The organism is Acinetobacter sp. A1-4-2, assembly GCF_040233925.1.
In the GTDB taxonomy this organism is placed as follows: domain Bacteria; phylum Pseudomonadota; class Gammaproteobacteria; order Pseudomonadales; family Moraxellaceae; genus Acinetobacter.
The window spans coordinates 1,618,483-1,639,997 of the sequence record NZ_CP157981.1; the positions used below are offsets into that span (position 1 = coordinate 1,618,483).

Sequence of the window (21,515 nt, forward strand, 5' to 3'; positions counted from 1 at the left end):
TCTAAAACCTATTAAAAAAAGCGACTCCAGTGAGTCGCTTTTTTTAAATCAATTTAATTTGTTTGATTTTATATCACGCCCCAAGTAGATTTGCCCACATATCTTTTTCTAGTTACATCTCTTATGCATTGCACCAGACAGATCTGAATTACTCATCAAATCCTGTTGGCAGGTTGCATTACCATTTAAAAACATAGTTTTGACTATTTTCTTTAAGTCATCGTTTTCAGCAATCGCTAAACGCAACCATTAATGTAATTACATAGTAATGACATTAAAATTACAAAATCTCATTTTTCTTAATTGTTTCATATTTTATTTTTATTCATACTGATGTAACTTTTTGATATAAAGTGCAAAATATTTAAACATACAAAATAAATTCATTAAAATTCATAAACTTATTTCACAAAATTCAACATATCCAGAATTAAGATAATTTTATAAAAATTACTCTTTTGTCTTATCCCTTGAGTTACTGGCAGTATTTGCCGCATCTCATTCAAATCATTCTATCGGGACTTATATGCAAAATTCTGGTTTCAAAACGAAAATACTCACAGCGATCACATTCGGCTTGGTCAGTCAATATAGCATGGCAGCCCTACCTGATACGCTAAAACTGGATTATGCCTATTATGCTCCGACCAGTTTGGTGGTGAAGGAACAAAAACTTTTGGAAAAAGCTTTACCTAAAACCCAGATTAAATGGGTGTTTAGTCAAGGGAGTAACCGTTCACTCGAATATTTAAATAGTGGCAGTGTAGATTTTTCCTCAACCGCCGGTTTGGCAGCCGTACTCAGCCGTGCCAATGGCAGTCCGATTAAAACCATCTACATCCAGAGTCAGCCTGAATGGACGGCCTTATTGGTTGCAAAAAATTCTCCCATTAAAAACCTAAAAGATTTAAAAGGAAAAAAAATTGCCGCCACCAAAGGTACAGACCCTTTCCTGTTTACCTTACAGGCACTGGAAACAGCAGGCTTGAATAAAAAGGATGTTCAGCTTGTACATTTGCAACATCCAGATGGTAAAACGGCGCTTGAACGTGGCCAAGTCGATGCCTGGGCAGGTTTAGATCCACTAATGGCTTCTGCACAAGTCCAGTCAGGTGCAAAACTGCTGTATCGAAATGTCGGTTTTAATAGTTACAGCGTATTAAGTACCAGGGAGCAATTTGCGAGCCAAAGCCCGGAAGCCATCGAAGCGGTGATTAAAGCTTATGAACAGGCACGTAAATGGGCCAAAGCCAATCCAGCCAAACTGGCCGAATTGCTGGCACGTGAATCGAAATTGCCTATTGCTGTAGCCAAATTGCAACTCAGCCGTACCAATTTTGAGCAAAACATCCCGACTGTAAAACATCTCAATGCATTGAAAAAATCAGGAACCATTTTGACCGAAGAGGATTTAGTTCGTAAAGGCACTAATGTCAATCAGGTGATTGATCAACTGTTTGATGCGAAATATGCAAACAAGGTTGTAAATAGATAATGAATTCGTCTGTAACAACGAATAAGGCACTGGTTCAACCTAAAGTGGATAGAGTCCAAGCGCCTGGCTTGCTTAAATTATTAAGCAAGCTGAAGGGGTTGGTCATCCCTGTTCTTGCGTTGATCCTGTGTGAAATTTTGGTTAGAAACGGTTTTATAGCACCCTATCTGCTCCCCGCACCCAGCAGTTTATGGCAATCGTTATTAGAACTGTCTACAGGTGATTTGTGGCTACATATCTGGACCAGTACCTGGCGGGTATTTCTAGGCTTCTTTATTGGTAGCGGACTTGCGCTGGTTTTCGCCATCTTGGTCGGTTTAAACAAGCAAGCTGAAGAATTTTTAGAACCTTCTTTTTCAGCGATTAAGTCGATTCCAAGTCTGGCATGGATTCCCCTGTTACTGCTGTGGTTAGGCATCGATGAAGCATCCAAAATTACCCTGATTGCCATCGGCGCATTTTTCCCGACCTATACCAATACCGTTGCCGAGATTCAGGGCGTAGACCGCAAGCTGATTGAAGTCGCGCAAGTCTACCGTCTGAAATACCTGCAACAGATCAAGGAGATTGTACTTCCGGCAGCATCCCCGGGTATTTTAACCGGTTTACGCAACAGCCTGAGCTTGTCCTGGATGTTTATGATTGCTGCTGAACTGATCGCGGCCACTCAAGGGATTGGTTATTTGCTTAGTGATGGACGGGAAACCTCTCGACCTGACATTGTGATTATTGCAATTATTTTATTGGCGATTTTAGGCAAAATGACGGATAGCTTAATGAAAATTGCTGAAAAATGGCTGTTACGCTGGCGTGATGTGGTCAAAAAATAAAGCGCATGATGCGCTTTATTTTTTTATCTTTTTTAAGATTAATGCGGCCACTGCCCCAAAGTGACACGGTCATTACCGCCATAGTCTTTTACTGTACGAACTTCTTTATATCCGGCTTGGGTAAAAATATGTCGTACAGCATCACCCTGATCGTAGCCATGTTCAAGTACCACCCAACCATTGACGGTTAAATGCTTTTTGCCTTGAACAATAATCTGCTCTAAATCTGCCAAACCGTGTTTGTCTGCCACCAAAGCACGTTCCGGTTCTGTCGCCAAATCCTGCATATGGATATCATCCGCATCAATATACGGCGGATTAGAAACAATGACATCAAAGAATTCACGGCCCAAAGGTTTAAACCAGGAACCACAAACAAAACGCACCTGCTCAAGATCATGCTTTTCGGCATTAAACTCTGCAACGTCTAGAGTCGGTGCATAAATATCGGTTGCCGTAATAGACCAATTCGGACGTTCACTGGCCAGTGATAAGGCAATCGCACCCGTTCCAGTTCCCAAATCGACAATACGGGCATCTTCTGGTAAGTCCAAACGTAAAACAGTTTCAACTAAAACTTCAGTATCCGGACGTGGGACCAAGGTATCTGGAGTGACTTTTAAATCCAGTGTCCAGAAGGGTTGTGAACCGGTGACATAAGCCAAAGGTTCACCTGCTGCAATACGTGCCAGACCGCTACGATAGGCCTGTTCTTGCTCTGCTGTTAATTCCAGAGTTTTTTTCAATGACAAATCAAAAGCATCAATTTTGGTAATGTGCTCAAGTAACCACGCATTTTCCTGGCGTTCATAGCTTTCTGCATCACCACGTAAGGCCAAAGCCTGTGCAATATTCATTAGCCACCATTCTGCTGTGCAAGAAGTGCCAGCTGGTCTGCCTGATATTCACGATGCAAACTGTCAAGCAATTCGGTCAAGTCACCTTCCATCACGGCATCCAGCTTATATAAAGTCAGGTTGATACGGTGATCAGTCATACGACCTTGCGGATAGTTATAAGTACGGATACGTTCCGAACGGTCACCGGAACCAACCAAGTCACGGCGCATTTCCGAAGTTGCCGCATCTGCCGCCGCACGTTTGGCATTTTCCAGACGTGAAACCAGAAGTGCCATGGCTTTGGCTTTATTCTTATGTTGTGAACGTTCATCCTGACATTCAACCACCGTACCGGTTGGAATGTGGGTAATACGGACTGCCGAATCAGTTTTGTTAATGTGCTGACCACCTGCACCCGATGCACGATAAGTATCAATACGCAAGTCTGCCGGGTTAATCTCTACCGAAGTATCGACATCCACTTCTGGCAAAATGGCAACCGTACATGCTGAAGTATGCACACGGCCTTGAGATTCAGTTGCAGGAACGCGCTGTACACGGTGTGCACCACTTTCAAATTTCAGGCGACCATAAACACCTTCACCATTAATCAGGCAGATGACTTCTTTATAACCGCCATGTTCGCCTTCATTTTCAGACAGGATTTCTATGCGCCAGCCTTGATTTTCCGCATATTTGCTATACATGCGGAATAAATCACCCGAGAAAATCGCAGCTTCATCACCACCGGTTCCGGCTCGAATTTCCAGATAGGCAGAATTGGCATCATTTGGATCTTTCGGAATCATCAGAATATTTAAGTCTGCTTCTAACTGTTCCAGCAGCGCCTTATTGTCTTTTATTTCTTCCTGAGCCATTTCCTTAAAGTCAGGATCGCTCAACATGGCTTCAGCAGTTTGTATATCTTCTTCTGCCTGGCGGAATTTAGTCCAGACTTCAGTAATTTCAGATAAATCACTATGCTCACGAGACAATTGGCGGAAGCGTTTGTTATCTGAAATCACTTCAACGTCGGCAAGTAATGCGTTTAATTCTTCATGACGGTCAGAAAGTTGATCTAATCGTAAACGTAACGATTCTTTCATTTTGCTAAATATCTCAATACAAAGGCTATCTCCATGCCTTATAGGACATAGATCAGCGCAAAAAAATTGTGCCTAGTGTAACGATTCTAAGGGTTAAATGACATAGATATTGTGGGGACAAAACCACATGTAGAAAGGGATTTTTTTAAGATAAGAACTGTATTGATACCAGTTTTATTCATATTTGCCTTATAAACGTGCATTTTATGAGCACTTTAAAATATTGTTAATATAACTTTACAAAGCAGACACTAAACGCCACAACTCTAGTTGAACCTCTCCACATTGTTGGAAAAAATTTTTGTTACATTTGCCGACATCGAAATAACTTACCTATAACGTTCATTTTGGACATGGAGTTAACTATGAAACTGAATGCATTATTACTCAGCGCGGCAATGGCGGCTGCATCAATGTTTACTGTTACTGCTCATGCAGACAACTCTACTCGTATTGCGGCAACATCCGCATTAGGTAGCGTAGCTGGTACCGCAATTGGTAAACAGATGGGTGGTAATACCGGTGCAATGATTGGCTCTGCTATCGGTGGTGCTGGTGGTGCTGCAGTTTCTGCAGACCGACGTAATCGTACTGGTGCTGCTATCGGTGGTGGTCTAGGCGGTGTTGGTGGTTATGCCGTAGGTAAAAATGTCGGTGGTTCTACTGGTGGCTATATCGGCTCTGCACTAGGTGCTGCAGGTGGTTCGGTACTGGGTAAAAAAGTTTCAGAAGACCGTCGTGCGGATCAACGCAAATACAAGAAACATTCTAAAAGATATTATCGTAGCCATCGTTAATAGATGATGCTAAGACAGAACAAAAAAGTACCTGAAGGTGCTTTTTTGATTTTTTATCATAATGATCCGTTATTAATTATGGATAAATCTGAAAGATAAAAATACAAATGATAAACAACTCACCCATGATCATTTCTACATCTTTTATTACATTTAACTCAAGAAATAACAAAAGCTTCCAAAAGGAGTTTGCCATGAAATTTAATTCCATCATTCTTGCTGCTGTAGTGACTTCATCTGCTTTGACCATGACTACAGCCAATGCAGGCAATACAACAAATACAGCCTTAACTTCTGCTCTGGGCGGTGTTGTAGGTGCCGCCGTGGGTAAACAGATGGGTGGTACCACAGGCGCAATGATTGGTTCAGCGATTGGTGCTGGAGCCGGTGCCGGTGTTTCTTCCAACAAACGTGACCGTACTGGTGCCGTGATCGGTAGTGCTCTGGGCGGTGCTGGTGGCTATACCGTAGGTAAAAATATGGGTGGTACTAGTGGCGGTTATATCGGTGCCGGATTAGGTGCTGCTGGTGGTTCGGTACTGGGTAAAAAAGTAAGCGAAGACCGTCGCTACGATGACCGTGATGAGCGTCGCTATGATCGTGATGAGCGTCGTTATGATGACCGCTATGATCGCCGTTATAACAGTTATCGTTACAGTGACCGCCACGACAATGGTCATCATTTAGGTTGGTACAAAAACGGTAAACGTTAATTCATCGCAATACAAATTGCCTTAAAGCACCTTCGGGTGCTTTTTTATGCTTGCTACAAGCCAAATCACAGGCATCGCCCATATATCGAAAAAAAACGATATACAAGTTCAAGTAGGCAGCGTATGCTTTTCTTAGCCCTGATATTAGAGAAAACCAATGCGTTCTTTAAGAGATGCCCAATTTTCAATTCTGGACCTAGTTCCTGTTCGTGAAAATAAAAGCATTCAATCTTCATTACATCATGCACTTGCTTTGGCTCAACATGCCGAAAAATTAGATTATAAACGCTTATGGCTCGCTGAGCATCACAATATGTCCGGCATCGCCAGTTCAGCAACTGCTGTTCTCTTAGGCTATTTATTGGCAAATACTCGGACTTTAAAAGTCGGCTCAGGCGGCATCATGCTACCAAACCATGCCCCTTTAATAGTTGCAGAGCAATTTGGTACTTTGGCAACACTCTATCCAAACCGTATTGAACTTGGTCTTGGTCGTGCACCGGGTACGGATCAAAATACAATGCATGCACTGCGTCGTGGCCGTCGGGAAACTGAAGATCAATTCCCACAAGATGTACTGGAAATTCTGCAATACTTTAAAGATCCACTACCACAGCAACGTATTGTGGCAACTCCAGGTCAAAGTACCCATGTTCCGGTCTGGTTACTCGGTTCAAGTTTGTTTAGCGCACAACTGGCCGCAAAGTTGGGTCTACCCTATTCATTTGCCTCACATTTTGCACCGCGAATGCTCGATCAGGCGATCAAGCTATATAGAGAGAACTTTGAACCCTCTGAATACCTGGATCAGCCTTATGTTTCAATGGGTGTTCCAACGGTAATCGCTCAGACAGATGAAGAAGCGCAATATTTAGCAACATCACCCTATCAGCGTATTATTTCAATGTTCCGTAACCAACGTGGCAAGTTGAAACCGCCAATCAAAAATATTAACGAAATCTGGTCACCTGCAGAAAAAATGTCGGTTGACAGTTTCTATGCCATGGCACAAATTGGCTCACCTGAAACGGTTAAAGCTGGTTTAAAAAACCTGTTAGAAAAATATAATGTCGATGAATTTATCTTTACCTGTGATATCTATGACACAGATAAACGTCTTGAAAACTTTGAATTATTGATGAATATCAAAAACGCTTAATTCTTTTAAAATCGTAAATAGCACCTGCTTGAGGTGCTATTTTTTATCACAACTGCTCATTCAGTTGATCATCTGATCTATTTTTAGCAATAAGACTGGATAACATTTACAAACATGTGTGTTCGAGGCATCTCACTTTAAGTACTTAAGCAAATTACATTGTCCGGCTTTTTCATACACTTGTCATTAAACCATGACTTTAGAGGTGTACATAATGGCTTCAACAGACCTAAAAAATGGTTTCATATTCCTACCGATGCCATGATGGCGATGACTGACAAGATTCCAGAAAAATCTTTACCCAAAGTTCCATCTTGGATATACCTATGAAGTACAGAACAAACTGCAACAAAAGTAAAAATAAAAAAGGATATAAAAATGGTCAACAAGAAAAAGAATCCGTTGGATGGGTTCTTTCAAAATGCACCCGATTTTTTCCAGAAATTCCAGGGGAAAATCGTCGCTTCTAAAGATATTAACAACTTCGATTTCACTAATTTAAATGTAGCTATTGTTGGGGGCAACCAGATGACAGTTATGCATCTGGAACAGATCTGCAATACCGCAAAATTTGTAGAAGTATTTCAAATTACACCACTTTTTATCTTACCTCAAACTGAAAAAGGCATTCACAAACTACTTTCGCATCCTTTGATTATCAAGAATCGTCGTTTATTTAATACCCGCATAAAATCATTACTGGCTATTCGCTATCTGGATTCCCAAGTTCAAAATACCTGGTTAAAACGCCAGTTAATGCCCAATTCGGCATCTGGAAACAAGGTTTTTCTCAAATCGGATCGTTATTACACTGCGCTGCAACAGGATAACTGCAAGCTGATTACCTGGCCTGTGGTAAAAATTACTGAAAATGCAGTACAAAGCATGGAAGGTGTTGAACATTTAGTAGATGTCATTATTACTACCTATTGATGTTTCAACATAAAAACAGACATATCAGCCGCTCTTATGTATTTTATTTTACTATGCCGATATATTGATAATAATTTTTAGCCTTTTGATAACGCAAATAATTAGAAGTTAATTCACCTGATGGCTTAATGACTAAAATATCGATGTTTTTAAGATTTTTGGAAACACGAATATAGTGCCGATTCATATCAAAAGGCTGGATATTTTCTGGATAATAATGACAGTCATAACTGACATCAATATGGTTCAGTACTTTCGTTCCGATTTTAAATACCTCGACAGCTTGATATTTCACATTTCTAATTTGCGCTGCCTGAATGGCATAGGTCCCTACACAACTGCTGCCAATATAGGTACTTGAAATAAAATAAGTGGGTGCTTTATTCAGCTCAGTTTGCTGAATGGATCGTATAAATCCTCCATCATTCACCGCCTGAGTAACAACTTTATTGCCCTGTTTAAATTGCACATAAGATTCGAATTCCCGCATCGTACCGCCAGCTGAAATATCAAATGTATAAAATTTCAGCTTTTGATCAGGGCTATAATGTATAGAAACCATGTTTTTGCTGGCTAGATTTTTAAAATTATAGTGGAAACTGTGTGGATGACTCTGAATAAAATCGGCTACTTTTACAGCCACCTCCTGATTAACACCCTCACTCTCATAACTGTCTGCTAAACGCCTTTGATCATATTGTTTGATCATTTGGGTTTCAAAATCAGCTACAGATTGTGCAAAAACATGTGCAGTTATCAGACTAAACCAAGCAAAACCAAGAGTTATTTTATTTATTTTTAATACTTTATTCATATAATTACGCTCTATATTTTCGATTATAGAAATGGAGTTAAATCTGAATTTAACTCCATTTTTAAATTAGCCAATACGACGTTTTAAACCTGTCATCTGTAAAACACGGGTTGAAATTTCCTCAATCGACATTTCAGAAACATTCAGATATTTAATGCCTTCTGAAATATAAATGCCTTCTACGGCACGCAGTTCCATTTGGCATTGATTAAAACTTGCATAACGGCTATTGGCTTTACGTTCGCTACGAATCGCTACAAGTCGTTCAGCATCAATCATTAAACCAAATAGCTTATGCTTGTGTGCCTTTAACACCGCAGGTAAACGGTTGTCATCCAGGTCTTCTTCGGTCAGCGGATAGTTCGCCACACGAATTCCAAACTGTAATGAAAGATAAATTGAAGTCGGTGTTTTACCGGAACGGGAAACCCCAATCAGGATCAGATCGGCCTTGTCATAATGACGTGTGCGTGCGCCATCATCGTTATCTAGGGCAAAATGCACTGCATCAATCCGTGCTTTATATGACTCAGAATCGGTTACAGCATGGGTTTGTCCGACTAAAGTTGTAGGCGCAGTACCCAGCACCTCAGACAATTTTCCAATAAGCCCTTCAAAAACATCAAGATTTACTGCATTTGCAGTATTGATAATATCACGCACATACGGGTCTACCAAGGTATCAAACACCAAAGGTTGTTGCCCATCTTGATCGGCACGCTGGTTGATTTCAGCTACCACATTCATCGCAGCTTCTTCGGAACTGATATAAGGAATAATATGAATGTCAAAATCTACATGAGGAAACTGTGCTAACAGTGAGTGTCCCAGGGTTTCAGCAGTAATTGCAGTCCCATCGGAGATAAAAAACACACTGCGCTTAATCTGTTTACCTTCTGACATTAAAATTCTCCTTAAATATTTGTCTAAGTGCTGTAAAATCTTTATAGTAAACCGATCTTACATGAGTGTCGCCGAGTAAATCAAAAAGCTGGGCGATTTGTTATAATTTCATGCCAAGATAGTGATTAATACTGCATAAGTGGAGTAACAACTTTGGAAGCGCGCGTAATTGGTCTAGAAAAATTAGGGAAACACGACGTTGAACTCGTTGGTGGGAAAAACTCATCACTGGGTGAAATGATCAGCCATTTGTCTAATGCTGGTGTATCAGTACCGGGTGGTTTTGCAACCACAGCTGCTGCGTATCGTGAATTTCTCGAGCAAAGTGGCCTAAACGCTAAAATCAACGCCGAGCTTGCAGCGCTTAATGTTGATGACGTAAAAGCTCTAGCAGAAACTGGCGCAAAAATCCGTCAATGGATTGTCGAAACTCCGCTTACAGCAGAACTTGAAAAGGAAATTCGCGAATCTTTCGCTGCTCTTTCAAACGGCAACCCTGACATCGCGGTTGCCGTTCGTTCATCTGCAACAGCAGAAGACTTGCCAGATGCATCATTTGCAGGACAACAAGAAACCTTCCTGAACATCCGTGGCATCGACAACGTTCTTGTAGCCATTAAGGAAGTATTTGCTTCACTTTATAACGATCGCGCAATTTCTTACCGTGTACACCAAAACTTTGCCCACGACATCGTAGCGTTGTCGGCTGGCGTGCAACGTATGGTCCGCTCTGAAACTGGTGCTGCTGGTGTAATGTTCACACTGGATACAGAATCTGGTTTCCGTGATGCAGTATTTATTACCGCTTCTTATGGCTTGGGTGAAATGGTCGTTCAAGGTGCAGTTAACCCTGACGAATTCTATATTTCTAAACCGCTTCTTAAAAACGGCAAGCATTCTATCCTGCGTCGCAATCTGGGCTCTAAACACCAAAAAATGATTTATGGTGAAGAAGGTGCAGCAGGTAAATCTGTCGTTGTCGTCGACGTTGAAAAACAAGAGCGTCAACAATTTGCCTTAAATGATCATGAGCTGCAAGAACTTGCAAAACAAGCCTTGATCATTGAAGAACATTACGGTGCCCCAATGGACATCGAATGGGCCAAAGATGGTGATGACGGTCAGCTTTATATCGTTCAGGCACGTCCAGAAACCGTAAAAAGCCGTGAAAATGTCGGCACTATGGAACGCTACCTGCTTAAACAAAAAGGTACTGTGGTTTGTGAAGGCCGTTCAATTGGTCAACGTATCGGTTCTGGTAAAGTCCGCATCGTCACTTCGATTAAAGAGATGGATAAAGTACAAGATGGTGACGTACTCGTATCTGACATGACTGACCCGGATTGGGAACCAGTGATGAAACGTGCTGCTGCTATTGTCACCAACCGTGGTGGCCGTACTTGTCACGCTGCCATCATTGCACGTGAACTTGGTGTTCCAGCGATTGTAGGTTGTGGTAATGCAACTGAAGTTCTGACCGATGGTCAAGAAGTAACTGTTTCTTGTGCCGAAGGTGACACAGGCTTTATCTATGAAGGTGCTTTAGATTTCGAAGTTCAACGTAACTCTATCGAATCTATGCCTGCGCTTCCATTTAAAGTCATGATGAACGTAGGTAACCCTGACCGTGCATTTGACTTCGCACAAATTCCAAACGCAGGTATTGGTCTGGCACGTCTTGAATTCATCATCAACCGTATGATTGGTGTGCATCCTAAAGCATTGCTGAACATTGACAGCCTTCCACGCGAAACTCGCGCTGCTGTAATGGCACGTACTGCAGGTTACGCTTCTCCAATCGAGTTCTATGTAGAGAAACTGGTTGAAGGTATTTCTACCCTTGCTGCTGCATTCGCTGACAAACCAGTGATCGTGCGTATGTCTGACTTTAAGTCAAACGAATATGCCAACCTGATCGGTGGTAAGTTATACGAACCAGAAGAAGAAAACCCAATGCTTGGTTTCCGTGGTGCAAGCCGCTACGTTTCTGACAACTTCCGTGACTGCTTCGAACTTGAATGCCGTGCATTGAAAAAAGTTCGTGACGAAATGGGCTTAACCAACATTCAAATCATGATTCCATTCGTACGTACAGTAAACGAAGCGAAACGTGTCATTGAATTATTGGCATTGAATGGTCTGAAACGTGGCGAGAATGGTCTGAAAGTGATCATGATGTGCGAATTGCCAACCAATGCATTGTTAGCGGAACAGTTCCTTGAGCACTTCGATGGTTTCTCTATCGGTTCTAACGACCTGACTCAGTTAACGCTTGGTTTAGACCGTGACTCAGGTATCGTTTCTCACCTATTTGATGAACGCGACCCAGCGGTTAAAGCACTTCTCTCTATGGCAATCCATGCATGCCGTAAAGCAGGCAAATATGTAGGTATTTGTGGTCAAGGTCCTTCTGATCACCCTGACCTAGCTAAATGGTTGATGGAACAAGGTATTGAGTCTGTTTCTTTAAACCCGGACTCAGTTTTAGACACTTGGTTCTTCCTTGCAGAAGAAAAAGCTCAACAAGCCTAATAAAACATGTTAAAAAAGACCCACATTTGGGTCTTTTTTTTCATCTATAATTTAAGGGTTTGCTATACAAACCTAATTTACGTTTTGAGATTTAATATTTATGCAAATTTACTTGGCTCGTAATAATCAACAAGCTGGTCCATACACCTTAGAGCAGTTGAACCAAATGCTCGCTAGCCAACAAGTGCTGCTAACAGATTTGGCATGGCATCAAGGTATGACCGAATGGAAGGCTTTAGGTGAATTAACCCAAGGTAAACTTGTATATACACCTGAAGGCTATATCGCACCTGCGGCTTTTCCAGAACCTGAGCCTGTACAGAATTCAGCTATTCGTAAAGTTCAGGTGGGAAAAAAAGCAACTGTCCGACAGGAGTTGGCTGCAATTCCAACCCGTATTTTGGCAAAAATCATTGACTTGCTACTCTGGCTACCTGCAGCCGCAATTCCGTCATTTTTCCTAAAACCGGAGCAATTTAACCAGTTATCCGAGATTCAGCAAAAAATGCAATCGGCCGAGACTTCCACTCAAGCCATGCAATTGCAACAGGAATTATTTACCCTTATACCTTCTGAAGCCTGGCAGACCATGTTTATTTACCTCATTATTATGCTAGGTATACAGGCATTTATGTTGGCAAAATCCGGGCAAAGCATCGGTAAAAAACTGACCAAAATTAAAATTGTAGATGCCGACAATGGTGAAAAAGTCAGCCTGATGCGTGCTTTCACTTTACGTAGCTTTATTTTTATCGTTTTAAATTTGCTATTTATGCCATTTATTACAATTATTGATCATGTTTTTGCACTGGGCGAAAAGCGCCAGACCTTACATGATAAGTTAGCCAAAACCAAAGTGGTTAAACAATAAGCATATAATTAGACAGGGATTGTTTTTATATCCCTGTTTTTCCGCAGAATATTGATATTAAAATAAAATTCATATAATAAAAGCTTAATTCCGAGTAAAAAAATCAGTTTTTATAACAGATATTTAAAGCCACTTTACATATAGCTTAGTTTGTCGATATCAGGCATAATGCCCTACAACGTAGCGGTGCCTCATGATTGGGAAGGCTTTACTGTGCTTGGATTTTCTAAGTGAAAAATAAACATTTCCAATCATGCGACACTTTAATCGCTATCCCATATTAAATTAGGGAATGGGACTCTTCACCGAGGTTGTAAAATGAGACAAACAATTTTAGCTGTATTGTCTTTATCTGCGATGGCTGCACTCTTGACTGGGTGTGGTGGTGATTTAGTACTTCTGAACTCCAAAGGTCCAGTTGCTGAAGGTCAATCAAACCTCATGTTGACTGCGATTTACTTAATGCTATTGGTGGTTATTCCATCAGCGATTATGGCATTATGGTTCGGATGGAAATATCGCGCGTCGAATAAAGATGCAGACTATAAACCTACATGGGCACACTCTACTGCAATTGAAATTGTAGTCTGGGGTGTTCCTGTTATTATTATTGGTATTTTAGCTTGGTTAACTTGGTGGGGTTCCCACAAGTATGACCCATACCGTCCGCTAGAATCAGATAAAGCACCTTTAAATGTTCAGGTTATTGCTGAACAGTTTAAATGGATTTTTATCTATCCAGAACAAAACATTGCGACTGTTAACGAAATTCGTTTCCCAGAAAAAACTCCGGTTAGCCTGCGTTTAACTTCTAACTTCACAATGAACTCGTTCTTCATCCCTGCATTGTCTGGTCAGATTTATGCTATGGCGGGTATGCAAACTCACCTGAACTTCTTGGCAAATGAAACCAGTCCTGCTGAAGGCTTCCGCGGTTTCTCTTCTAACTATTCAGGTTATGGTTTCTCGCAAATGCGTTTCCGTGCACACTCTGTGACTGATGCTCAGTTTGCTGAATGGGTTGCTGCAGTTAAAGCGGGTAATGGTAATACCATTAATCCTCAAGCTGTTCAAAAAACAGTTTTAGATCAAGCTGAATTTGCAACCTTACGTGACGGTAACCGCTCTAAGCACCAAATCGAAGCAATCGTTGCGAAAGCGCAAACTCCTGAAGAGAAGGCTGCTGCTGAAGCGTTGAAGCCTTATCCGACTAAGCCACACCCAGTGACTTATTATTCTTCAGTAGAACCTAAACTGTTCGAATCTGTGATTAACAAATACATGAGTAATTACCACGGTGCTGATCACTCAGCCGCTGCTGGTCATGAAGCTGCTGCTTCTGAAGCTCATGCAAATGTTGAACATGCGACTGCTTCTGTAGAGGAATAAGACATGAGCTTCTTAGGTAAGTTAGGTCCGGATGCAATCCCTCACGATCCAATCGTGCTGGTGACAGTTGCCATGATGGTCCTAGGCGGTCTTGCACTGTTTGCAGGTATCACCTATTTCAAAAAATGGGGCTATTTGTGGAACGAATGGTTCACATCTGTAGACCATAAAAAAATTGGTATCATGTATATCATCGTGTCGATTGTCATGCTTCTGCGTGGTTTTGCCGATGCGATCATGATGCGTCTTCAACAGTTCCTTGCAAAAGGTGGTGGTGAAGGTTACTTGCACCCAGAACATTACGATCAGATCTTTACTGCGCATGGCGTAATCATGATCTTCTTCGTAGCGATGGGTCTTGTGGTTGGTTTGATGAACATTTCTGTACCACTTCAAATCGGTGCACGTGATGTTGCCTTCCCGCTATTAAACTCTTTAAGCTTCTGGCTATTCGCTGGCGCTGCCGGTCTGGTAATGGCTTCTCTTGCTTTAGGTGAATTCGCTGCAACAGGTTGGATGGCTTATCCTCCTCTATCAGGTATCGAATATTCTCCTGGCGTAGGTGTAGACTACTACATTTGGGCACTGCAGATTTCAGGCTTGGGTACACTTTTAACTGGTGTTAACTTCTTCGTTACCATCATTAAAATGCGTGCACCTGGCATGACCCTTATGGATATGCCTATTTTCACTTGGACATCTTTAGTTACTGTTGTACTTATCATTGCGACATTCCCAGTATTAACTGCGACTATTGCAATGTTGTCACTTGACCGTTACTTCGACTTCCACTTCTTTACAAATGACTTGGGTGGTAGCCCAATGCTATATGTAAACTTGATCTGGACTTGGGGTCACCCAGAAGTATACATCTTGGTATTACCAGCTTTTGGTATTTACTCAGAAGTTACTGCCGTGTTCTGCCGTAAAGCATTGTTCGGTTACAAATCAATGGTGTACGCAACTATAGCAATCGGTGTGTTATCACTTATTGTTTGGGTTCACCACTTCTTTACTATGGGTGCAGGTGCCAACGTTAACGCGTTCTTTGGTATCATGACAATGATTATTGCGATCCCGACTGGTGTAAAAATCTTCTCTTGGTTATTCACCATGTACAAGGGCCGCATTACCTATACAACACCAATGCTTTGGACACTTGGCTTCCTTGTGACTTTCGGTATCGGTGGTTTAACAGGCGTATTAATGGCAGTTCCACCAGCGGACTTCCTGGTACACAACTCTTTATTCCTTATCGCTCACTTCCATAACGTAATTATTGGTGGTGTAGTGTTTGCGATGTTCGCAGGTATCATCTTCTACTGGCCAAAAATGTTTGGCTGGCAGTTAAATGAAGCTTGGGGTAAAGCGGCATTCTGGTTCTGGTTCATCGGTTTCTATTTTGCGTTCATGCCACTTTATATCCTTGGTTTCATGGGTATGACTCGTCGTTTGAATACATTTGACAACCCTGAATGGGATCCATATGTAAATATTGCATTGTTCGGTGCGGTTCTTATTGCACTAGGTATTGCATGTTTCGTTATGCAAATCGTAGTGGGCTTCTTGCAACGCGAGAAAAACATGGACGTTACTGGCGACATTTGGGATGGCCGTACACTTGAATGGTCAACTTCATCTCCTGCTCCGTTCTATAACTTTGCCTATCTTCCAAAGATCAACGGTATTGATACTTTCTGGACTGACAAAGAAAACGGTATTGCATACACCAAACCAACCAAGTATGAAGACATTCATATGCCAACCAACCGTGCGGCTGGTTTTGTTATCGCGATGTTCATTACTGTTATGGGCTTTGCTTTAATCTGGCACATCTGGTGGTTAGTAGCGATTACATTCGTTTCTGCGATCATTAGCTTCATCGTGTCTTCTTTCACCAAGAAAGTGGATTACTATGTTCCAGCTGCTGAAGTTGAACGCATCGAAAACGAACGTTATGCACAACTTGAAAAACACTTGAAGAAGGACTAAGACTATGGCTGAAGTACTTCATCACGATAACCACGGACACGATGAACATCATCATCATGATGATACTGACATCACGGTCTTTGGTTTCTGGTCTTACTTGATGAGTGACTTGATCCTATTCGGTACACTCTTCATCGCGTTTGCTGTATTAAGCAGTCACGTTCCAGTTGGTACTCCAAGTGCACGAGATCTTTTTGGTGAATCTCTCAGTTTTGTATTAACTGAAACTTTCGCCCTCTTGATTTCGTCTGTAACGTTCGGCTTTGCTGTTCTTGCTGCCTACAAGAAAGACGTATCTAAAGTTCTGACTTGGCTTGCAATTACTTGGGTATTTGGTGCTTCGTTCATCGGCATGGAATTATATGAGTTCAATCATTTAGTTCATGCAGGTCATGGCCCTAGCACAAGTGCATTCTTATCTTCGTTCTTTACGCTGGTAGGTACACACGGTATTCACGTAACTTCTGGTTTGGTATGGATGATCGTGTTAATGGTTCAAATCAAGAAATATGGTTTGACTCTTCCAAACACTCGTCGTCTTGCATGCTTAAGCTTGTTCTGGCACTTCCTTGACATCGTTTGGATCTGTGTATTCAGCGTAGTTTACTTGATGGGAGTTCTCTAATGAGTCACGATCACAATTCAGCTGGTGCAGCACACGGTAACGTTAAACAATATACAGTTGGCTTTATCCTATCTATCATCCTGACCATCATTCCTTTCGGAATGGTGATGGCTGGTGGTTTTGGCCGTGGTATCTTGATTACCGTGATTGCAATTACTGCAGTTGCTCAGATTCTTGTACAGTTAATTTATTTCCTGCACATGAACTCTTCTTCAGAGCAACGCTGGAACGTTATTGCATTCGTTTATACGATTCTGACCATTGCCATCCTTTTGGTTGGTTCTGTATGGATCATGAACTACCTTCACTACAACATGATGATCTAAACTGGTTGTCATGCTGAAAAAGTATTTATTCCTGACTAAGCCAGGAATTCTCTTTGGTAACTTCGTTACCACTTTGGGTGGCTACTTTGTAGCTGCCCAAGGTTCTGTAGATTTCCTTCTTCTTATCATCACCCTTCTCGGTACCACTCTGGTTGTGGCATCAGGTTGTGTAGTCAATAACATCATTGACCAAGACATCGACCAAAAGATGCAACGTACGCAAAATCGTGCGATGGTTAAAAAATCAGTTTCCGTTCCTGTTGCTTTGGTTTATTCCCTAGTACTTGGATTCGCTGGTTTTAGCATTTTGTGGTTTTGGGTCAATCAGTACGCTTTTTTATTTGCTGTTATTGGTTTTGTTGTATATGTTGGTTTTTACAGCTTATGGACAAAACGGACAACAATCCATCAAACCATTGTCGGTAGTATTTCTGGTGCGGCTCCACCTGTAATTGGTTATACCGCTGTTGCAAATCAGTTTGACATGGGTGCTTTACTTATTTTTCTTGGGTATGCACTTTGGCAAATGCCTCACTCTTGGGCAATTGCAATTTACCGCTTTGAAGATTACAAAAATGCAGGGATTCCAATTTTACCTGTAGCACGTTCAATTCATCGTACCAAGATCGAGTCTCTTATTTACGTTGTATTGTTCTGTATCACCATGAATGGATTATTTGTTTATGGTTATACAAATTGGATTTATGTGGTCGTACTGAACCTTTTGTGTCTGTACTGGGTGTATTTGAGTATTCAAGGCTTTAAAGCTGAAAATGATCAGTTATGGGCAAAGCAATATTTTATGTTCTCTGTCAAATTAATCACTGTCATCAGCCTGTTGTTTAGTTTCACTTCAACAGCCCCACAATTACCCATCATATTTTTTTAAAAGATAGAGTCCTACTCTATCTTTTAATTAGATATGTCATACACTTTGCACCTTTCTCATTATATTTTGCTTACCCTTCTTATTTTCATTCACACACTTTCAGTAAGTAAATTCCTTTTATTCTTCATTTCATGTTCGGCAAGATTTAGCTCAGCACTATTTTCAGTATTTTTGCTTTTTGCTCTCCTCAAACCTTGTATTTAACCAGCAAAGGCTCTAAAATTCACGCTTCGCAATTTATGCGACACAACTTTGGTTGTGACTCCTTGCCTCTGCTTGTATTTGCAGAGGCTGTATAAACCGTAAGGAGCTGACAATGCGTCACTACGAAATCGTACTTTTGGTACATCCAGACCAAAGCGATCAAGTTGTGGGTATGGTAGAACGTTACCTAACTCACATCAAAGAAGCTGAAGGTCAAATTCACCGTTTAGAAGATTGGGGCCGTCGTCAATTGGCTTACCCAATTAACAAAATTCACAAAGCTCACTACATTTTAATGAACGTTGAATGTGGTCAAGCTACGCTTAATGAATTAGAAGAATTGTTCCGTTATAACGATGCAATCCTTCGTAATGTTATTATTCGTCGTGAACACGCTATCACTGAAGAGTCTTTACTTGCTAAGAGTGCTGAAGAAAAACGTGCGCGTAAAGCTCAACGTGAAGAAGCACAACAAGCTCAAGACTCTGCTGAAGCATAAGGAGAACATTACATGGCACGTTTTTACCGTCGTCGCAAGTTCTGCCGCTTTACAGCTGAGAACGTTACGTACATCGACTACAAAGATATCGATACTTTGAAACAGTACATCACTGAAAACGGCAAGATTGTTCCTAGCCGTATTACAGGTACTAAAGCTCGTTACCAACGTCAATTGGCGCTTGCTATCAAACAAGCTCGCTACTTAGCGTTGATCCCTTACACTGACAATCATAAGTGAGGTTGAGCTGTGGATATTATCTTATTACAACGCATTAAAAACCTTGGTAAATTAGGCGATAAAGTATCAGTTAAAGCTGGTTACGGCCGTAACTTCCTTATCCCTCAAGGTAAAGCAGTTGCAGCGACTGAAGCTAACACTGCTGCTTTTGAAGCTCGTCGTGCTGAACTTGAGAAAGCTGAAGCTGACGTTTTAGCTGCTGCTCAAGCACGTGCTGACCAATTGAACGAAGTTAACATCGTAATCACTGCTAAAGCTGGTGACGAAGGTAAACTATTCGGTTCTATCGGTACTCGTGACATCGCTGACGCTTTAACTAATGCAGGTCTTGAAGTTGACCGTGCAGAAGTTCGTTTACCAAACGGTGCGCTTCGTCACACTGGTGAATTCAACATCGCAATCCAATTGCATCATGATGTTATTGCTGAAGTTCTCGTTACTATCGTATCTGAGTAATTTCTTGCAAGAAAAAGAGCATGCTTTTGCATGCTCTTTTTTTATCTCTAAAAATAGTCAAAATAGTTGAATTAACCCTGATATAGACCTTGTTCACTTCATTTATTTTGACTGTTTTTAAATACTTAAATAAATGAAATTTTCGATTCGCATTTTTTTTAAGAGCGCGTATCATCTGTTTATACGAAGATAATACCTTTTTTATTCTTCGGCATTTTTTTCAAATTACTCATTTATTGCATTTAAAATTAGGGTTTTATATGTCACAGGCGAATGCCAGCGCTATGCTTAACTCAGTTAAAGTAGATAATAAAGCAAATGAGTCAGGCCAACTTAAAGAGTTTCGTACTCCTCCGCATAACTTGGCAATTGAACAAGCTGTTCTTGCCGCGCTGATGACGGTCGCTGAATCTTTTGAGCAAGTCGGTGATGTATTAAGTGAAAATGATTTCTATGCCACACGTCATAAATATATTTTCCGTGCCATTGAAAAATTAGCCCAGGAAAACTCGCCTTATGATGCCGTATTGGTCAATGACTGGCTGATCAAACAGAACCTGCTTGAAGCTGTGGGTGGCGAAGAATACTTAATGCAATTAATGGCAGATTCTCCTTCCAGCTTTTATAACCTTGAAACTTATGCCAATAAAATTAAAGAATTTTCAACCTTACGCAGCATGATTAAAGTCAGCTCTGAAATTTTACAGAACGCTTATGACACCAAAGGTCGTACAGTGAGTGAAATTCTGGATTTAGCTGAAACTAACATCTTCTCCATTGCTGAACAGCATAACAACAATGCCAAAGCCCAAGGCCCAAAACCAATTAATGCGGTAGTCGCCGATGTTTTTGATAAGTTGAATGAACTTTCCCAAATGGAAGGCAACATTACCGGTTTAACATCAGGTTTCGTGGAACTGGATAATAAAACTTCAGGTATGCAGGCTGGTGATTTGATTATTGTGGCTGCACGTCCATCTATGGGTAAAACCACTTTCGCCATGAACCTGGTGGAAAGTGTGCTGTTTAACTGTGACTTGCCTGCCCTGGTTTTCTCTATGGAGATGCCCGCAGATTCGATTGCCATGCGTCTGATTTCTGCTTACGGTAAAGTCCATCAGGGTCATCTGCGTGCCGGTAAACTGGATGGCGATGAATGGTCTAAAGTCACCGGTACCATTTTACAGCTACAGGAAAAACATCTGTACATCGATGATTCTTCTGCCCTGCCTCCGACGGAATTACGTGCCCGTGCCCGTCGTATTGCCAAACAACATGGCGGAAAAATTGGCTGCATCATGGTCGATTATCTTCAGCTCATGAAAGTACCTGGTATGGGTGACAACCGTGTCGGCGAGATTTCAGAAATTTCCCGCAGCTTAAAAGCCTTGGCTAAAGAGATGAACTGTCCTGTCATTGCACTTTCTCAGCTGAACCGCTCACTGGAAAACCGTCCAAATAAACGTCCGGTGATGTCCGACTTACGTGAATCTGGTGCGATCGAGCAGGATGCCGACTTGATCATGTTCATTTACCGTGACGAAGTGTATAACAAGGAATCCAAAGAAGCCGGTACTGCCGAGATTATTATCGGTAAGCAGCGTAACGGACCGATCGGTACGGTTCGTCTTGCTTTTGAAGGTCAATACACGCGCTTTAGCAATCTCTCACCTGAGTTCTACGCTCAATATGATGATGAAGAATAAGATATAAAAACGAGGTGCTGACCTCGTTTTTTTAAATTTATTTTTCTTGTACCATTGCTTTAATTCATCACTGCTACGTATTACATAAATTTTTTCTGTTTAATATTTGGTGAAAAATACACTTTAACTTAGTGTTTATTTTCAGTCATAGGACTACAATATCCCTCTCCATTTTGCTTAAGTTCCTCATTTTCAAG

General features: G+C 41.3%; 21 protein-coding genes. 17 read left to right on the forward strand and 4 right to left on the reverse strand.

Going from position 1 to position 21,515, the window contains the following annotated elements:
• Positions 1-595: 595 nt before the first annotated feature.
• On the forward strand, positions 596-1,495 hold the full coding sequence (locus ABJ384_RS08010; RefSeq protein ID WP_349929720.1) for an aliphatic sulfonate ABC transporter substrate-binding protein: 900 nt from the start codon (positions 596-598) through the stop codon (positions 1,493-1,495).
• Entirely contained in the window at positions 1,495-2,325 is an 831-nt protein-coding gene (locus ABJ384_RS08015; RefSeq protein WP_349926616.1) for an ABC transporter permease, read from the forward strand. The genes ABJ384_RS08010 and ABJ384_RS08015 overlap by 1 nt, the downstream gene beginning before the upstream one ends.
• Before the next feature lie 38 nt (positions 2,326-2,363).
• Here the strand turns inward: ABJ384_RS08015 and prmC are convergent, their stop codons facing one another.
• Both prmC and prfA read right to left on the reverse strand, forming a co-directional pair.
• Entirely contained in the window at positions 2,364-3,182 is an 819-nt protein-coding gene (gene prmC, locus ABJ384_RS08020; protein WP_349926618.1) for a peptide chain release factor N(5)-glutamine methyltransferase, read from the reverse strand.
• Positions 3,182-4,270, reverse strand: a complete 1,089-nt coding sequence (gene prfA / locus ABJ384_RS08025; RefSeq protein WP_166169021.1) for a peptide chain release factor 1 — start codon at positions 4,268-4,270, stop codon at positions 3,182-3,184. Before prfA ends, prmC begins: the two co-directional genes overlap by 1 nt.
• A 365-nt stretch (positions 4,271-4,635) precedes the next feature.
• Between prfA and ABJ384_RS08030 the strand changes: the two genes are divergently transcribed.
• From ABJ384_RS08030 to ABJ384_RS08045, 4 genes are all read left to right on the forward strand, one after another.
• Positions 4,636-5,067 (forward strand): hypothetical protein, encoded by a 432-nt coding sequence (locus ABJ384_RS08030; RefSeq protein ID WP_349926620.1) that lies wholly within the window; start codon positions 4,636-4,638, stop codon positions 5,065-5,067.
• A 194-nt stretch (positions 5,068-5,261) separates the two neighbouring features.
• Positions 5,262-5,780, forward strand: coding sequence for a hypothetical protein (locus ABJ384_RS08035; protein WP_349926622.1), 519 nt, complete (start codon positions 5,262-5,264; stop codon positions 5,778-5,780).
• A 157-nt stretch (positions 5,781-5,937) separates the two neighbouring features.
• On the forward strand, positions 5,938-6,939 hold the full coding sequence (locus tag ABJ384_RS08040) for an LLM class flavin-dependent oxidoreductase (protein ID WP_349926623.1): 1,002 nt from the start codon (positions 5,938-5,940) through the stop codon (positions 6,937-6,939).
• A gap of 378 nt (positions 6,940-7,317) precedes the next feature.
• Positions 7,318-7,872, forward strand: a complete 555-nt coding sequence (locus ABJ384_RS08045; protein WP_349926625.1) for a flavoprotein — start codon at positions 7,318-7,320, stop codon at positions 7,870-7,872.
• A 43-nt stretch (positions 7,873-7,915) separates the two neighbouring features.
• On the opposite strand, the gene ABJ384_RS08050 is transcribed toward ABJ384_RS08045, so the two are convergent.
• Both ABJ384_RS08050 and ABJ384_RS08055 read right to left on the reverse strand, forming a co-directional pair.
• Positions 7,916-8,686, reverse strand: a complete 771-nt coding sequence (locus ABJ384_RS08050; RefSeq protein WP_349926627.1) for a hypothetical protein — start codon at positions 8,684-8,686, stop codon at positions 7,916-7,918.
• A gap of 66 nt (positions 8,687-8,752) precedes the next feature.
• Positions 8,753-9,589 (reverse strand): pyruvate, water dikinase regulatory protein, encoded by an 837-nt coding sequence (locus tag ABJ384_RS08055; protein WP_086197275.1) that lies wholly within the window; start codon positions 9,587-9,589, stop codon positions 8,753-8,755.
• A gap of 153 nt (positions 9,590-9,742) precedes the next feature.
• Between ABJ384_RS08055 and ppsA the strand changes: the two genes are divergently transcribed.
• From ppsA to dnaB, 11 genes are all read left to right on the forward strand, one after another.
• The gene (ppsA, locus tag ABJ384_RS08060) at positions 9,743-12,121 is read left to right on the forward strand and encodes a phosphoenolpyruvate synthase (RefSeq protein ID WP_086197274.1); all 2,379 of its coding nucleotides are present in this window, start codon (positions 9,743-9,745) and stop codon (positions 12,119-12,121) included.
• A 100-nt stretch (positions 12,122-12,221) separates the two neighbouring features.
• A complete protein-coding gene (locus tag ABJ384_RS08065; RefSeq protein ID WP_349926630.1) occupies positions 12,222-12,992 on the forward strand; it encodes an RDD family protein in 771 nt (256 codons plus the stop codon).
• A gap of 318 nt (positions 12,993-13,310) precedes the next feature.
• A complete protein-coding gene (cyoA, locus tag ABJ384_RS08070; RefSeq protein ID WP_086197272.1) occupies positions 13,311-14,381 on the forward strand; it encodes a ubiquinol oxidase subunit II in 1,071 nt (356 codons plus the stop codon).
• A 3-nt stretch (positions 14,382-14,384) separates the two neighbouring features.
• On the forward strand, positions 14,385-16,373 hold the full coding sequence (gene cyoB, locus ABJ384_RS08075; RefSeq protein WP_349926632.1) for a cytochrome o ubiquinol oxidase subunit I: 1,989 nt from the start codon (positions 14,385-14,387) through the stop codon (positions 16,371-16,373).
• 4 nt (positions 16,374-16,377) lie between these two features.
• Positions 16,378-16,998: a cytochrome o ubiquinol oxidase subunit III gene (cyoC, locus tag ABJ384_RS08080; protein WP_086197270.1), complete on the forward strand. Its 621-nt coding sequence runs from the start codon at positions 16,378-16,380 to the stop codon at positions 16,996-16,998.
• Entirely contained in the window at positions 16,998-17,324 is a 327-nt protein-coding gene (locus ABJ384_RS08085) for a cytochrome o ubiquinol oxidase subunit IV (protein WP_086197269.1), read from the forward strand. Before cyoC ends, ABJ384_RS08085 begins: the two co-directional genes overlap by 1 nt.
• 10 nt (positions 17,325-17,334) lie before the next feature.
• The gene (cyoE, locus tag ABJ384_RS08090; protein WP_349926634.1) at positions 17,335-18,213 is read left to right on the forward strand and encodes a heme o synthase; all 879 of its coding nucleotides are present in this window, start codon (positions 17,335-17,337) and stop codon (positions 18,211-18,213) included.
• Between the two features lie 316 nt (positions 18,214-18,529).
• Positions 18,530-18,916, forward strand: coding sequence for a 30S ribosomal protein S6 (gene rpsF / locus ABJ384_RS08095; protein WP_086197267.1), 387 nt, complete (start codon positions 18,530-18,532; stop codon positions 18,914-18,916).
• A gap of 12 nt (positions 18,917-18,928) precedes the next feature.
• The gene (rpsR, locus tag ABJ384_RS08100; RefSeq protein WP_004719336.1) at positions 18,929-19,156 is read left to right on the forward strand and encodes a 30S ribosomal protein S18; all 228 of its coding nucleotides are present in this window, start codon (positions 18,929-18,931) and stop codon (positions 19,154-19,156) included.
• A gap of 9 nt (positions 19,157-19,165) precedes the next feature.
• The gene (gene rplI, locus ABJ384_RS08105) at positions 19,166-19,612 is read left to right on the forward strand and encodes a 50S ribosomal protein L9 (RefSeq protein ID WP_086197266.1); all 447 of its coding nucleotides are present in this window, start codon (positions 19,166-19,168) and stop codon (positions 19,610-19,612) included.
• A 260-nt stretch (positions 19,613-19,872) separates the two neighbouring features.
• A complete protein-coding gene (dnaB, locus tag ABJ384_RS08110; RefSeq protein WP_349926638.1) occupies positions 19,873-21,318 on the forward strand; it encodes a replicative DNA helicase in 1,446 nt (481 codons plus the stop codon).
• Positions 21,319-21,515: the final 197 nt, after the last annotated feature.

What these genes read in the sequence shown, in the direction of transcription:
- ABJ384_RS08010 (WP_349929720.1), top strand. Translation starts at nt 596, where the DNA reads ATGGCAGCCCTACCTGATACGCTAAAACTGGATTATGCCTATTATGCT.
- ABJ384_RS08015 (WP_349926616.1), top strand. Translation starts at nt 1,495, where the DNA reads ATGAATTCGTCTGTAACAACGAATAAGGCACTGGTTCAACCTAAAGTG.
- prmC (WP_349926618.1), bottom strand. Translation starts at nt 3,182, where the DNA reads ATGAATATTGCACAGGCTTTGGCCTTACGTGGTGATGCAGAAAGCTAT.
- prfA (WP_166169021.1), bottom strand. Translation starts at nt 4,270, where the DNA reads ATGAAAGAATCGTTACGTTTACGATTAGATCAACTTTCTGACCGTCAT.
- ABJ384_RS08030 (WP_349926620.1), top strand. Translation starts at nt 4,636, where the DNA reads ATGAAACTGAATGCATTATTACTCAGCGCGGCAATGGCGGCTGCATCA.
- ABJ384_RS08035 (WP_349926622.1), top strand. Translation starts at nt 5,262, where the DNA reads ATGAAATTTAATTCCATCATTCTTGCTGCTGTAGTGACTTCATCTGCT.
- ABJ384_RS08040 (WP_349926623.1), top strand. Translation starts at nt 5,938, where the DNA reads ATGCGTTCTTTAAGAGATGCCCAATTTTCAATTCTGGACCTAGTTCCT.
- ABJ384_RS08045 (WP_349926625.1), top strand. Translation starts at nt 7,318, where the DNA reads ATGGTCAACAAGAAAAAGAATCCGTTGGATGGGTTCTTTCAAAATGCA.
- ABJ384_RS08050 (WP_349926627.1), bottom strand. Translation starts at nt 8,686, where the DNA reads ATGAATAAAGTATTAAAAATAAATAAAATAACTCTTGGTTTTGCTTGG.
- ABJ384_RS08055 (WP_086197275.1), bottom strand. Translation starts at nt 9,589, where the DNA reads ATGTCAGAAGGTAAACAGATTAAGCGCAGTGTGTTTTTTATCTCCGAT.
- ABJ384_RS08065 (WP_349926630.1), top strand. Translation starts at nt 12,222, where the DNA reads ATGCAAATTTACTTGGCTCGTAATAATCAACAAGCTGGTCCATACACC.
- cyoA (WP_086197272.1), top strand. Translation starts at nt 13,311, where the DNA reads ATGAGACAAACAATTTTAGCTGTATTGTCTTTATCTGCGATGGCTGCA.
- cyoB (WP_349926632.1), top strand. Translation starts at nt 14,385, where the DNA reads ATGAGCTTCTTAGGTAAGTTAGGTCCGGATGCAATCCCTCACGATCCA.
- cyoC (WP_086197270.1), top strand. Translation starts at nt 16,378, where the DNA reads ATGGCTGAAGTACTTCATCACGATAACCACGGACACGATGAACATCAT.
- ABJ384_RS08085 (WP_086197269.1), top strand. Translation starts at nt 16,998, where the DNA reads ATGAGTCACGATCACAATTCAGCTGGTGCAGCACACGGTAACGTTAAA.
- cyoE (WP_349926634.1), top strand. Translation starts at nt 17,335, where the DNA reads ATGCTGAAAAAGTATTTATTCCTGACTAAGCCAGGAATTCTCTTTGGT.
- rpsF (WP_086197267.1), top strand. Translation starts at nt 18,530, where the DNA reads ATGCGTCACTACGAAATCGTACTTTTGGTACATCCAGACCAAAGCGAT.
- rpsR (WP_004719336.1), top strand. Translation starts at nt 18,929, where the DNA reads ATGGCACGTTTTTACCGTCGTCGCAAGTTCTGCCGCTTTACAGCTGAG.
- dnaB (WP_349926638.1), top strand. Translation starts at nt 19,873, where the DNA reads ATGTCACAGGCGAATGCCAGCGCTATGCTTAACTCAGTTAAAGTAGAT.